The 13,539-nt window shown below is 72.3% G+C and carries 12 protein-coding genes; 7 read left to right on the forward strand and 5 right to left on the reverse strand.

All coding sequences use genetic code 11. The annotated features are described in order from the left end of the window. Nucleotides 1-4 precede the first annotated feature (4 nt). Nucleotides 5-760 carry a class I SAM-dependent methyltransferase gene (locus tag ACPPVX_RS11275; RefSeq protein ID WP_426570653.1) on the forward strand — a complete coding sequence of 252 codons (756 nt, stop codon included), beginning with the start codon at nt 5-7 and terminating at the stop codon, nt 758-760. A gap of 29 nt (nt 761-789) precedes the next feature. Here ACPPVX_RS11275 and ACPPVX_RS11280 read toward each other — a convergent pair whose 3' ends face one another. The 5 genes from ACPPVX_RS11280 to ACPPVX_RS11300 all read right to left on the reverse strand — a co-directional run bounded on the left by ACPPVX_RS11280 (nt 790) and on the right by ACPPVX_RS11300 (nt 6,632). Then, nucleotides 790-1,656, reverse strand: a complete 867-nt coding sequence (locus ACPPVX_RS11280) for an ABC transporter permease (RefSeq protein WP_426570654.1) — start codon at nt 1,654-1,656, stop codon at nt 790-792. Beyond that, nucleotides 1,653-2,636, reverse strand: coding sequence for an ATP-binding cassette domain-containing protein (locus ACPPVX_RS11285; protein WP_426570655.1), 984 nt, complete (start codon nt 2,634-2,636; stop codon nt 1,653-1,655). Before ACPPVX_RS11285 ends, ACPPVX_RS11280 begins: the two co-directional genes overlap by 4 nt. A gap of 214 nt (nt 2,637-2,850) precedes the next feature. Further along, a complete protein-coding gene (locus ACPPVX_RS11290) occupies nt 2,851-4,209 on the reverse strand; it encodes a CCA tRNA nucleotidyltransferase (protein WP_426570656.1) in 1,359 nt (452 codons plus the stop codon). Nucleotides 4,210-4,487: 278 nt separating this feature from the next. After that, nucleotides 4,488-5,570: a type IV pilus twitching motility protein PilT gene (locus ACPPVX_RS11295; protein WP_426570657.1), complete on the reverse strand. Its 1,083-nt coding sequence runs from the start codon at nt 5,568-5,570 to the stop codon at nt 4,488-4,490. A gap of 30 nt (nt 5,571-5,600) precedes the next feature. Further along, a complete protein-coding gene (locus ACPPVX_RS11300) occupies nt 5,601-6,632 on the reverse strand; it encodes a histone deacetylase family protein (RefSeq protein WP_426570658.1) in 1,032 nt (343 codons plus the stop codon). Nucleotides 6,633-6,746: 114 nt separating this feature from the next. Here ACPPVX_RS11300 and ACPPVX_RS11305 point away from each other — a divergent pair, with 114 nt between their 5' ends. The 6 genes from ACPPVX_RS11305 (at nt 6,747) to ACPPVX_RS11330 (ending at nt 13,501) form a co-directional block, all read left to right on the forward strand. After that, on the forward strand, nt 6,747-7,463 hold the full coding sequence (locus ACPPVX_RS11305; RefSeq protein WP_426570659.1) for a GNAT family N-acetyltransferase: 717 nt from the start codon (nt 6,747-6,749) through the stop codon (nt 7,461-7,463). Next, nucleotides 7,460-9,499 carry a hypothetical protein gene (locus ACPPVX_RS11310; protein WP_426570660.1) on the forward strand — a complete coding sequence of 680 codons (2,040 nt, stop codon included), beginning with the start codon at nt 7,460-7,462 and terminating at the stop codon, nt 9,497-9,499. Before ACPPVX_RS11305 ends, ACPPVX_RS11310 begins: the two co-directional genes overlap by 4 nt. Before the next feature lie 63 nt (nt 9,500-9,562). Then, nucleotides 9,563-10,399 (forward strand): DegV family protein, encoded by an 837-nt coding sequence (locus ACPPVX_RS11315; protein ID WP_426570661.1) that lies wholly within the window; start codon nt 9,563-9,565, stop codon nt 10,397-10,399. Between the two features lie 59 nt (nt 10,400-10,458). Next, on the forward strand, nt 10,459-12,066 hold the full coding sequence (locus ACPPVX_RS11320; RefSeq protein WP_426570662.1) for a serine/threonine-protein kinase: 1,608 nt from the start codon (nt 10,459-10,461) through the stop codon (nt 12,064-12,066). Beyond that, a complete protein-coding gene (locus ACPPVX_RS11325; protein ID WP_426570663.1) occupies nt 12,063-12,659 on the forward strand; it encodes an RNA polymerase sigma factor in 597 nt (198 codons plus the stop codon). The genes ACPPVX_RS11320 and ACPPVX_RS11325 overlap by 4 nt, the downstream gene beginning before the upstream one ends. Continuing rightward, a complete protein-coding gene (locus ACPPVX_RS11330) occupies nt 12,656-13,501 on the forward strand; it encodes a hypothetical protein (RefSeq protein WP_426570664.1) in 846 nt (281 codons plus the stop codon). Before ACPPVX_RS11325 ends, ACPPVX_RS11330 begins: the two co-directional genes overlap by 4 nt. The last annotated feature ends 38 nt before the right edge of the window (nt 13,502-13,539 follow it).

Genomic DNA, 13,539 nt, shown 5'->3' on the forward strand with positions numbered 1-13,539 from the left:
GGGGATGGTCGACGCCCTCTTCCCCACCGCCGTGCCCGCCGATGCCTCGTGGCACCGCTACACCACCGCGCGGCAGAGTCCCGGCGACAACGGCACCACGGTGGTCTACGGCACCGAGCTGCCCACCGAGACCGAGCTCAAGCTGCTGGGCACCGTCGAGGGCAGCCGCATCCTCGACCTCGGCTGCGGCACCGGTCGCAACGCGGTGGCGCTCGCCCGCCAGGGCGCCAAGGTCCTGGCGGTCGACCCGTCAACCGAGCTGCTCGCCCTGGCCCGCGACCGGGCCGACGCCGCCGACGTGCGCGTCGAGCTCCACCAGGCCGGGCTGGCCGAGCTCGCCTTCCTGCGCTCCGACAGCATCGACGCCGCCGTGAGCGTGATGGCCCTGGCCAGCGCCGACGACCTGGCCCGGGTGTTCCGCCAGGTCCACCGCGTCCTCAAGCCGGAGGCCCCGCTCGTGTGCTCGGTGCCCCACCCGGCGTTCGCCATGATCGATCCCACCGCCCCCGACCCGCTGCGCATCGTGCGGGCCTACGACGACTCCTCGACCCGCACGTGGGAGCTCGACGGCCGCGACGTCACCGACTTCCCCCGCACGTTCGCCGACCTGTTCACCACGTTCTCGCGGGCCAACTTCCGCATCGACCACGTGATCGAGCCCACGGCCTCGGGCCCCTCCGGCCGCGACCCCGGCTACGCCGACGTGATGCGCACCGTGCCCGCAACGCTGCTCCTCCGAGCGCGCAAGCAGGGCAACTGACGCTCCGCCACGGTTCCCCCTGTTGAGCGTCAGTCGGCGATCGACTTGCGGTAGACCCGCACCGCGAGCGGCGCGATCACCAGCACGAGGCCCACGATCCAGATCCAGGTGTAGGCCACCGGGTGCTGCATCGGCCACGGGTCGGACGGCACCGCCGGGGTGTTGGGGTTCCCGAACAGCTCGCGCAGCGCGTCGGCCAGCGAGCTCGTGGGGTTCCACTGGGCGACGGTGCGCAGGGGCTCGGGCATCGTGATCAGCGGCACGAAGGTGCTGGCGATGAACGTGATGGGGAACAGCACGGCGAAGGCGATGCCGGTGACGCCCTCCGGGGTCGCCACGATGCTGCCCAGGAACACGCCGATCCAGATCATGGCGAACGAGAACGCGATCATCAGCACGTAGCCGTGGGCCGCCTCGAGGGCGCTGCTGTGGATCCGCCAGCCGATGAGCAGCCCGGTGAGCGACATCAGCACGATGGGCAGCAGCGACTTGAGCACGTTGGCGACGGCATGGCCGCCGAGCACCGCGCCGTTGGCGATGGGCAGGGAGCGGAACCGGTCGACCGCCTGGTTCTTGCGGTCGTTGGCGATGCTCATGGCCACGCCGAACGCGCTGAACACCAGCGTCTGGGCGAAGATCCCGCCCATCAGGAACTCCTTGTAGGAACCGCCGCCCGGCACCTTGATGGCGCCGCCGAAGACGAACGCGAACAGCAGCACGAACATGATCGGCTGGATGGTGGCGTCGCTCAGCGCCTCCGGCTGGCGCTTCATGTGGATCAGGCCGCGGCGGGCGATGACCCACACGTCGTGGAGCACGCCCAGCGACTCGTGGGGCTCGGACTCGCCGGCGACCGGCACGTCGATGGTGATCTCGGTGGGGGTGGTGGCAGTCATCGGGCGACCTCCGTGGCTCGTGCGTCGTCGTCCTCGAGGATGGGGAGCCCGGTGAGGGTGAGGAACACCTCGTCGAGCGTGGGCTGGCGCAGCCCCAGGTCTTCGGCTTCGATGCCGGCGTCGGCCAGGGCCCGGGCCACGTCGGCCAGGCCGGCGACGCCCTCCGACGTGGGCGCGACGGCTGAGCGGTTGGGGGCGTCGACGAGGGCCTGGGATCCGGTGACCCGGCTGAGCACGGAGGCGGCGTCCTCGAGGCGATCGGGGTCGAGCACGATCACGCCGATGTTGTCGCCGCCCACCTGGCGCTTCAGGCTGCGGGCATCGCCCTGGGCGATGATCCGGCCGTGGTCGATCACCACGATGTCGTCGGAGAGGCGGTCGGCCTCTTCCAGGTACTGGGTGGTGAGCAGGATGGTGGTGCCGCGGCCGACCAGCAGGTCGAGCACCGCCCACAGCTCGTTGCGGGCCCGCGGGTCCAGCCCGGTGGTGGGCTCGTCGAGGAACAGGACCTGGGGATCGGCCACCAGGGTGGCAGCCAGGTCGAGGCGGCGGCGCATGCCGCCGGAGTAGCCGCCGGTCACGCGCCCGCCGGCGTCGGACAGCGAGAACTCCTCGAGCAGGACGTTGGCCCGCGCCTTGGCCTCGGACCGCTTCATCTGGTGCAGCTCGCAGATCATCACCAGGTTCTCGAACCCGGTGAGGAGCGGGTCGATGGTGGCGTCCTGCGCGGCCAGGCCGATGCGCCGGCGCACCTCGGTGGGGTGGGTGGCGACGTCGAACCCGGCCACGGTGGCCTGGCCTTCGTCGGCCTGCGACAGCGTGGTGAGGATGCGCACGGCGGTGGTCTTGCCGGCGCCGTTGGGGCCGAGCACGGCGGTGACCGTGCCGGCGGGCACCGCGATGTCGATACCGCCGAGCGCGACCTTCTCCCCGTAGCGCTTGACCAGGCCGGTGGCTTCGATCGGATGGGACGAGGTCATGAGGGCTCCGTGAACAGGTGAGCTCGGGTGCAGGGGGTCGGTGGTGCGGTCAATACGATGCGATCACGATATATCGGGACCGTATCGGTAGCAAGCACCAGGCGAGCGCTGGTCTCGGGGCGCGCGCCATCGCACCTGATACCCGCACCACCATGGTGTCAGGTGGTCGACGGATCTCCCCACGAATTTTCATCGCTCCCGAAGGAGCGCGGCCTCAGTCGTGGGGCTGGTCCGCCCACCACGCGTCGAGGCGGGCGTAGGCCTCGGCCTCGCCGATGGGCCCTTCCTCGAGCCGGATCTCCAGGAGGAGGTCGAGCGCCTGGCCGATGTGGCGGCCGGGGCCGACGCCGAGGTGGTCCATGACCTGCTTGCCGTCGAGATCTGGTCGGAGCGCGTCGAGCTCCTCCTGCTCGCGGAGCTGGCCCACGCGCACCTTGAACTCGTCCATCCGCTGCGCCAGCTCGGCGGCCTTGCGCTTGTTGCGGGTGGTGCAGTCGCTCGCGGTGAGGTCGACGAGGCGGTCGTACTGGTCGCCCGCGTCGCGGACGAACCGGCGCACGGCCGAGTCGGTCCAGCCGTCGCCGTACCCGTGGAACCGCAGGTGCAGGTACACCAGCTTGCGCACGGCCTCGACGTCGTCGGCCGAGTACTTGAGGGCCTGCATCCGGTCGCGCGCCATCCGCGCGCCCACCACCTCGTGGTGGTGGAACGTCACGCCGCCGTCGGTGAACGACCGGGTCTTGGGCTTGCCCACGTCGTGCAGGAGCGCGGCGAGGCGCACCAGCCGCTCGGGCTGGGTCTTCGCCACCACCGCGATGGTGTGGGCCAGCACATCCTTGTGGTGGTGGATCGGGTCCTGCTCGAGGCGCATGGACGTGAGCTCGGGCAGGAACAGCTCGGCCAGGCCGGTGTCGACGACGAACCAGAGGCCAGCCGAGGGATCGGCCACCTGGAGCAGCTTGTCGAGCTCGTCGCGGATCCGTTCGGCCGACACGATCTCGAGGCGGTGGGCGTTGGCCCGCACCGCGGCGACGAGGTCGGCGTCGGGCTCGAGCCCGTAGCCGGCGATGAAGCGCGCGGCGCGCAGCATGCGCAGCGGGTCGTCGGTGAACGAGACGCTGGGCTCCAGCGGCGTGCGCAGCCGCTTGGCCGCCAGGTCGTCGGCCCCACCGAACGGGTCGATCAGCTGGGGCTCGGGCAGCTCGAGCGCCATGGCGTTGACGGTGAAGTCGCGGCGGGCGAGGTCGGCGACGATGTCGGTCCCGAAGGCCACCTCGGGCTTGCGCGAGTCGGGGGCGTAGGACTCGGCGCGGTGGGTGGTGATCTCGATCACCCGCTCACCGAGCTTCACGCCGATGGTCCCGAACCGCTCGCCCTGCGTCCACAGCGCGTCGGCGATGGGGCCGACGGCGTCCTTGATCTGCGGAGGCGTGGCGTCGGTGGTGAGATCGATGTCTGCGCCCGGCCCCAGCTCGCGCCCGAGCAGCTGGTCGCGGACGATGCCGCCCACCAGGAAGACCCGGTGCCCCGCCCCGACCAAGGCGTCGGCAAGAGGCCGGACCTCATCGAGCACAGGCTGCAACCGCGGCGGAATCACACCAAGACGCTAGGTGACCCACCCCAACCCCGATGAGTCCGTTGTCCCTCACCAAGATCCGCGCGACGAGCGCGGGGTGGGGTTCCGAGCGAAGCGAGCCCGGGGGGTTTGGGGGGCGGAGCTTGCGGAGCCCCCCAAGACGAAGGGGTGCGACGAAGTCGTGCCCCTGAGCGGAAGCCGCCGGCCGTCAGGCCGTCCTTCAGTTCCGAGGAGCGGAGAGAACGGAGCGCAGCGGAGTGAACGAGCGACGAGGACTACCTCAGCGTTGCCAGCCCCGCCTGCTGCACTGCGATGCGGAAGTCCTCCGGATGGGCGGCGCGATCGAGGGCTTCGTCGAGGGTGACGAGGTCCTCGCTGAAGAGCTGGAACAGGGCTTGGTCGAAGGTGGCCATGCCGTGGTAGTCGCCTTCGCTCATCAGCCGCTCGATGAGGGCGGAGTCGGCGCCCGTCGCCAGGGCGTCGCGCATCTTGGGGGTGGCGGTCATGGATTCGACGACGGCCACTCGGCCTCGCCCGTCGGCCCGATCCACCAGGCGCTGGCAGATGATGCCGCGCAGCACGCGGGCGAGGAGCTGGCGGGTGTGGTCCTGCGCGTGCCGCTCCTGGCGGTCGACGATCCAGCTGAGGGTGTCGATCACCGACAGCGTGTTCATCACGCCGATGACGAGGCGGCCGGCGGCGGCGACGGTGAGCGCCTCGGTGACCGCCAGCGGGTCGGTGAGCTCGCTGATGAAGATGACGTCCGCGTCCTGGCGGGCGACGCGGCGCAGCGCGTCGACGATGTCGATCGTGTCGGCCCCGACCTCGCGCTGGCTGACGATGGCGGCGCGGTCGGCGTGCAGCACCTCGATCGGATCCTCGATCGTCACGATGTGGCGTGACTGCGACGCGTTGATGTGGTCGATCATGGCGGCGGCGGTGGTGGTCTTCCCCGAGGCCGCGGGGCCCGAGATGATCACGAGCCCGTCTCGGGATCCGGCCAGCTCCGCGACCACGGGCGGCACGCCCAGGTCGGCGATGGCGGGTGCGCCGGGGACGACGCGACGGATGGCCAGGCTCACGGACCCGCGCTGGCGGTACACGTTGACCCGGAAGCGCCCGAGCCCGGGCACGCTGTGCGCCAGGTCGGTCTCGCCGGTCCGCTGGAACTCCTCGGCCTTCACCGGGGTCAGCAGCTCGCCGGCGAGCGCTTCGATCTCTTCTGGGGTCAGGGGTTCGAGCGTGGTGCGCTCGAGCTTGCCGTTGCGGCGGAGGCAGGGGGGCGAGCCCACCTTGACCAGCAGGTCCGAGCCGCGCTCTTCGAGCAGGTACTGCAGTAGATCGACGACCCGCGTCACGGGAACCCTCCGGTCAGGACGAACGACTCCTCATGGAGACCGCAAGTACCCGTCGGCCAACGCGCCCCTGATCTTGAGGGCTGCGTCGCAGACCTCGTCGCCCGGGCCTCCGCCCGTGGCCCCTTCGGGGCGGTAGGCGCCATCGTCGACCAGGGCGGACAGCACGGCGCCGGTGCAGTGGAGCAGGGCATCGAGGTCGTAGCCGCCCTCGAGGAACAGCAGGCGCCGGCCGGCCGGCACGAGCGGGAGCAGGGCCGTGGTGAGGTCGGCGTAGTCGCCCGATGTGAGCCCGAGGTCGGTGATGGGGTCGGCGCGGTGGGCGTCGAAGCCGGCCGAGATCAGCAGCCAGGTGGGCTTCCACGCCGTCAGCGCCGGGAGCACCACATCGTCGAGCGACCGCCGGTACACGTCGCCGGTGGTGTGGCTGGGGAACGGGAGGTTGAGGGTGGTGCCGAGCCCGGCTGCCGCACCCACCTCGGAGATGCCCCCGGTGCCCGGGTACTGCGGCCACTCGTGCATCGACACGTAGAAGACGTCGGGGTCGTTCCAGAACAGGTCCTGGGTCCCGTTGCCGTGGTGGGCGTCGTAGTCGACGATGGCCACCCGCTCCCCCTGGTCGCGCAGGTGGGCCGCGGCCACCGCCACGTTGTTGAAGAGGCAGAACCCCATGGCCTGGCTGGCCAGCGCATGGTGCCCGGGGGGCCGCACCGCGCAGAAGCCGGCGTCGCCTTCTCCTTGCTGCAGCCGGCGGATGACCTCCAGCCCGGCGCCGGCGGCGAGCAGCGCGGCCGACCACGAGGCCTCGACGGCCACGGTGTCGGCGTCGATCGCGCCCCCGCCGGCTTCGCAGAACGACTGCAGCGCCCGGCGGTACGCCTCCGGATGGATCCGCTGCAGGTCGGCGTCGCTCGCGGCGACCGGCTCGATGCGGACCAGGGCCTCGGCCAGGCCCGCCTGCTGCACGCCGAGCTGGACCGCCCGGAGGCGCGCCGGAGACTCGGGGTGGCCGCGACCGGTGTCGTGGTCCAAGAAGCGGGGGTGGGTGGCGTACAGCACCGGCATGGGGGCTCAGGCTACGGGCGTGCCCCGGTCGGCGCTCCACGAGCGGGCGATCGCCGACGCAGCACCTAAGGTCCGAAGGCGTGGTCAACACCCCTCTCACCCGGGTCTGGCGTCATGGCCGCCGATGACCGGTGGTGGGGCGCACGCGCCCACCTTCAGGTGGCCGCCTGGCGGGGCCGCCACGACACCGTGGTCCTGAGCCCGTTGCCCGATCGACCGGCTCCCGGCGTGCAGGACATCCAGCACGAGGTCGACCTGCTCACCCAGCGGGGCGTTCAGCGCGTCCTCACGGGCGCGCTGCACCGGGGCGAGCTGGCGCCCTTCCTCGATGCCGGCTTCATCGAGCACGAACGCCTGCACCTGCTGCGCCACGACCTCCTCCGCCTTCCCGAGGTCACGGCCCGGATCCGCCACCGCCGGGCCTGGCGGCGCGACCAGGCCGAGGTGCTGGCGATCGACCGGCGGGCGTTCGACGCCTTCTGGGCGCTCGATGCGGGCGGCCTCGACGATGCGGTCCGGGCCACCCCGGCCAGCCGCTTCCGCGTGTCCACCGACGGCCCGATCACGGGGTACGCCGTCACCGGTCGGGCGGCCAACCGCGGCTACCTGCAGCGCCTGGCCGTCGACCCCGCGCACCACCGCGAGGGCATCGGCGCCACGCTGGTCGCCGACTCGCTGCGTTGGCTCCGCCGCACCGGCGCGGGGGTGGCCGTCGTGAACACGCAGGAGCACAACGAAGGCGCCCTCAGCCTCTACCTGGCCACCGGGTTCGTCCTCGAGCCCCACGGCCTCACGGTGCTGACGAAGCAGCTCCAGGACGGGGCTCCGTGAACCGCCGCTCCCTCGCGGCGCTGGCCGCTGGTCTGGTCACCTGCGTGCTCACCGTGGTCCCGCTCGGTCCCGCTGCCGGGGCCCGTCCCGCGGCGCCTCGAGGTGCCGATCAGCCCCGCCTCACGCTGCTGGGCCAGCCGGTGGCGGTCGAGCCCGACGGCACCTTCACCGTGTTCGTGGCCGCGGAGCACGCGCCCACGGCAACGTCGCTGGCGGTCGACGTCTACGACCGGGTGGAGCCCGGCGACGCCGTCGGCGTGCAGCCGACGGGCGGCTCCGATGCCACGTTCCCGGTGGTCCCCCTCGGCTCCCCGAAGACCGCCTCGGCGCGCAACGCCGCGTTCACCATCCACCTGTTCACGAAGGGCCACGCCAACCCCGATCCGGCGTGGGGCTACCGGATCAACGAGCCCGGGGTGTACCCGGTGCGGATCGCCCTGTGGGACACCGACGGCAACGTCCTCAGCACCTTGATCACCTCGATCATCCGCCTGCCCGGTCCCGGCCAGACCGTGTCCCAGACCGACGCCGCCCTGCTGGTCCCGGTCCACCAGCCCCCACCCGACGACGCCGCCCAGCGCGCCGCCAACAACCGGACCGACGACACGCTGTTCGATGACCTCGATCCCGTGCTCGACGACCTCGCCGCCCACCCGTCGCTCCCTGCCACCTACTCGATCACCCCCGACACGGTGGCCCGAGTCGCAGCCGACAGCAGCGCCGCCACCGACCTGGCCCGCCTGCGCACCGCGCTCGCGCGCGATGACCAGGCCCTCCTCGACGCGCCCTACGTCCACATCGACGCGGCGTCGCTCGTCGACAACGACCTCGCCGACACCCTCGACCTCCAGCACGAGCTCGGGCAGCAGACCCTCTCGGAGCTGCTCGAGCCACCCACCGCCGGCACCTGGCAGCTCCAGGACCGCGTCGACACCGCCACGCTCCGCGCCCTCGATGACCGGGGCATCTCGCGCACGCTCCTGCCGGCCGACGCCCTCGTCGGTGGCGGCGGCGTGCAGGCCCCCGTCGACCTGTCCGTGGGCGACCACGACGTGCGCGCCGTCGCCGTGTCCGGTGCGTACGCCCTGGGCCTGCAGGCCCCCGAAGATCCGGTGCTGGCCGCTCACCGCCTCCTCGCCCGGCTGGCCGCCACCGGTCCGAGCGCCACGGGTGCCGCGGGCGTCGTCGTCTCGATCGACCCGGCCACCGTGACACCCGCATCGCTGCAGATCGTCACCGACGCCCTCTCGTTCGGCACCCCGTTCTTCGCCGCCACCGGGGTCGACGACCTGTTCGCCGCCAAGCCGGCCCCGCCGGGGGCCACGCTCACCGACCCTCCGAGCGTCCACCTCGGCACGTACCCGGTCGACCTGCAGCGCTCGCAGTCGGCGCTCACCAGCTACCTCTCGATGGTGGGGGGAGCCACCGAGCAGATCCGGCCGTACGAGCGCACCTTGGCGATCAGCGCCGCTGACGACCTCGCCCTCGACCAGCGCGAGCTCGACGCCCGATCGGTGAGCGCGGCGCTCCAGGTCCCGTTCAACGCCATCTCGATCCCGGCGAAGGACAAGGTCACGCTCGGCGCCCAGGACGCCACCTTCCCTCTGCCGATCGAATCCGGCCTCGACTACCCGGTGAAGGTGGTGATCGAGCTCGACGCCAACGACCGGGTGGAGTTCCCCCGCAACCGGATCGAGACGGATCTCCCGCCGGGGCGCACGGTGCTGAACATCCGGGTCAAGACGCACACAGCCGGTGACACCCCCGTCCGGGTCTCCGTGCGGACGCCCGACGACGGGGTCGTCCTCGCCGAGAGCAAGTACACGATCCGGGCCACCGCCGTGTCCGGGGTCGGCGTCTTCTTGACCGTCGGCGCGGTGGTGTTCCTCGCCCTGTGGTGGGGCCGCCACTGGTACCGGAACCGGGGCAAGGCCCGTCACGCCCGCGGCCCGGGGCCCGGCTCACCAGGTCCTCCGCCCCCTGGGCCCGACGACGAGCCCATCCTCGGTCCGACGGCCGACCCCGCCGAGGTGTAACCCCCGCGTGCCGGCTGGGGTCGAAGCACTGTTCGTCACCTCAGCCGTCCCCCGGAGTCCTCCATGCCCGTCAAGATCGTCACCGACAGCGCCGCCGACCTCCCACCGGAGCAGGCCGCTGCGCACGGCATCCGGATCGTTCCGCTCACGATCCGGTTCGGCGACGACGAGTACACCGACGGGGTCGACCTCACCCCCCAGGCCTTCTACGACAAGATGGCCCAGCTCGATGTGCTGCCCGCCACCGCCGCGCCCTCGCCCGGTGCCTTCGAGGCCGCCTTCCGCGAAGCAGGTGCCGACGGCGACCCCGTCGTGTGCATCAACCTCTCGAGCGCCCTGTCCGCCACGATGCAGTCGGCCCAGACCGCCGCCAAGGCGATCGGTGACGACCTCGACCTCACCGTGCTCGACTCCACCTCGATCACCGCCGGCCTCGGGATGCAGGTGCTCGCCGCCGCCGAGCTCGCCGAGCAGGGCGGGTCCCCCGCCGACATCGTGGCCCTCATCGAAGACCTCCGGAGCCGCACCAGGGTCTTCGGGGCCCTCGACACGCTCGAGAACCTGAAGAAGGGCGGCCGCATCGGTGGCGCCCAGGCGATGCTCGGCTCGATCCTGTCGATCAAGCCGATCATCGACATCTCCACCGGCACCGTCACCGAGGCCGGCAAGCAGCGCACCCGCAAGAAGTCGCTGGTGTGGCTGCGCGACCGGCTGTTCGAGGTGGCCGACCTCGAGTCGGTGGCCGTGGCCCATGGCTGCTCCGACGACGTCGACGAGCTGATCGAGCTCATCTCGCCCCGGTACGCGCCCGAGCAGATCAGCACCTGGACCATCGGTCCTGTGATCGGCGCCCACGGCGGCCCCCGGGTCATGGGCCTCGTGTGGCAGGACCCCGCCTGAGCCTGGCCGCTGGGGGCGCCCTGAGGGGCGCGGTGGCGGCCAAGTAGCGTGACCAGGCCGTGGCCGCGCCCGATCCCTCCATTCCCGGACCCGCAGAGGACCAGCTCGCCGGCCGACTCCTCGTCGGGCGCTACCGGCTCAACCGCCCGATCGCGTCGGGCGGCATGGCCGAGGTGTGGGAGGCCACCGACGAGACCCTCGCCCGGCGGGTGGCGGTCAAGCTCCTCCATCCCCACCTGAGCCGCGACGACTCGTTCGTGCAGCGCTTCAGGGCGGAGGCCGTCGCCGCGGCTCGCCTCGGCCACCCCTCCATCGTCTCGGTGTACGACACGTTCTCCGACGATGGCATGGAGGCCATCGTCATGGAGCTGGTGGTCGGCACCACCATGCGGGCCGATCTCGACCAGCACGGCCCGATGCGCCTCGAGGCGGTGCTGGCCATCGGCACCCAGGTGGCCGATGCGCTCGGCACGGCGCACGCCAGCGGCCTGGTCCACCGCGACGTCAAGCCGGCCAACATCCTCCTGTCGGCCGACGGGCGGGTGCTCGTGGCCGACTTCGGCATCGCCAAGGCCGCCGAGGGCAATGACCTGACCAACGCCGGCGCCATGGTGGGCACGGCCAAGTACCTGGCACCCGAACAGGTCGAGGGCGGCCCCATCGACGGGCGCGCCGACCTCTACTCGTTGGGCGTCGTGCTGTACGAGGCGCTCACCGGGACCCCACCCTTCGTCGCCGACACCGACGCGGCCACCGCCCTGGCCCGGCTGCACCGCTACCCCACCGAGCCGCGCCAGCTCCGGCCCGAGATCCCGGTGGCGGTCGAGGCCGTGGTGATGCAGGCCATGTCCCGCGCGCCGTCCGATCGCTTCGCCACCGCCGCCGCCATGCGCACCGCGCTGCTGGGTGCCGGCGCCGACCCCCGCCGCGCTCCTGCCGCCGCCGTCGCCGCGGCCGCGGCCAACCCCCCGATGACCCAGCCACCCGGCACGCCCCCGCCGCCGGCCGCCCCCGCGCAGCCCACAGCCGCGCCGCCCACCCCACCGCCGGCCGCGGCTGCTCCATCGCCCGATCCCGCGCACGCCACCATCCCCACCGACGAGTCACCACCAGCGCACCGCCGACGTCGCGGCTGGATCGTGGTGCTCGTCCTGGTGGTGCTCGCCACCATCGCCGGGGTGGTGCTCACCCGCGGGAACGACCCGGTGGCCAGCAACGGGACCGGCAAGGAGCTGACGATCGCATCCGCGGCCTCGTTCGATCCGCAGGGCGACAACAAGGTCGAGCACCCCGACCAGGTTCCCAACGCAGTCGACGGCAACATCGACACCGTCTGGACCAGCGAGCACTACACCGACCCCGAGAAGATGGCGGACAAAGATGGAGTTGGCCTGGTGCTGACGCTCGACGGATCCCATGACCTCGGCCAGGTCGACGTCCGCAGCCCCGAGGCCGGCTGGAGCGCCCAGGTGTACCTGGCCGACGGCGACGCGCCCGCCGACCTGGCTGGGTGGGGCAAGCCGCTCGCCTCTGTGCAGTCAGCCGCCGCGGGCGTCACCCGCCTCACGATCGACGGCGTGACCGGCAACCAGGTCCTGGTCTGGTTCACGCGGGTGCCTCCATCGGGGAACATGAGCGTCGCCGAGCTGGCGGTGCGAGCCCGATGAGCACCGTCACCTCCCTCGACGACGAGCGCCGTCTGGTCAGGGCCGCCCGCGACGGCGATCGGGCCGCCCTCGAACGGCTCCTCCGCGAGCACCAGCCGAGGATCCACGCGCTGTGCCGCCGCATCACCGGCAACGACACCGACGCCCTCGATGCCACCCAGGAGGCACTCATCGCGATCGTGCGCGGGTTGGCCCGCTTCGACGGTCGGTCCCGGTTCTCGACCTGGTCCTACCGCATCGCCACCAACGCCTGCCTCGACGAGCTCCGCCGCCGAAAGCGCCGCCCCGTCGTCGGCCTCCCCGAGCGCGATGGCACGCCGATCGACCTGCCCGACCCCGGCTCGCCCGACCCCGCGCACCACGTCACCGAGCGCGACCACATCGACCAGGCACTGGCCGCCCTCGGCCCCGACTTCCGCGCCGCCGTCGTGCTGCGAGACCTCTGCCAGCTCGACTACGCGGAGATCGCGGAGGTCCTGGAGATCCCACCGGGTACGGTCCGATCACGAATCGCACGCGGCCGAGCGCAGCTGGCGGACCTCCTTGGCGGGAACCAGACCGAACCCGACGAACGTCCCACCACCACGCCATGACCGATCACCCCACCTCCTTCTCCGACGACGAGCTGTCGGCCGCCATCGACGGCGAGGCCGACGCCGACCTCCAGGCCCGCATCGACGCCGACCCCGACGCCTCGGCCCGGCAGGCCGAGCTGCGGGCCGCCTCCGACCGCGTCGCCGGCTCCCCCATCGAGCCGCTGCCCGCCGACACGGTCGACGACCTGATCGCCTCCGCGCTCGACGCACCCATGGCCCCCGCCAAGCCGGCGCGGGCCGCCCGCAGCGGCCCGGCCCCTTGGCTGGTGGCCGCCGGCGTCGCCGTCCTCATGGCCATCGGGCTCTCCTTGATCTGGGCCGGGCGCAGCAGCCAGGACGACCAGGCCAGCTCCACCGCCGCGGAGGCGTCCACCACCGCGGCCGCGGAGTCCAGCGCCAAGTCCGACACCCGGGCCGGTGGTCACGGGTCCGACTCGTCTGCCGCCGACGCCCAGCTCGACTCGTCCACGGCCGCGCCCACCACCACCAAGTCGCTCGCAGCCCAAGCCACCTACCTCGGCGACTTCGCCACCGGTGCCAAGCTCCGGGAGGCCCTGGGGGGCGGAGGGGCCTGGACCGCGGCCACGGGCAGCTTCGGCAGCGCGAAGACCGCCGATGTCCCGGCGGCGGCGGCGATCGACCGGTGCGCCCAGCAGCTCCAGGTCACGCTCAGCCTCGCCGACCCGCCGGTCCAGGTCGGCTACGGCAAGGTCGGCACCGATCCGGTGCTCGTCTACGAGTTCAGCACCACCTCGGTCGTCGACAAGAAGACCCCCGCCACCCTCGTCGCCGCCGTCGGTGTCGACGCGTGCGACCAGGTCGTGATCTTCCAGCGCTGAGCGCCGTCGGCGAGTCCCGCCGTTCGTGCGGCGGATAG

This window comes from Aquihabitans sp. McL0605 (assembly GCF_049993875.1).
Taxonomy (GTDB): Bacteria; Actinomycetota; Acidimicrobiia; order Acidimicrobiales; family Iamiaceae; genus Aquihabitans.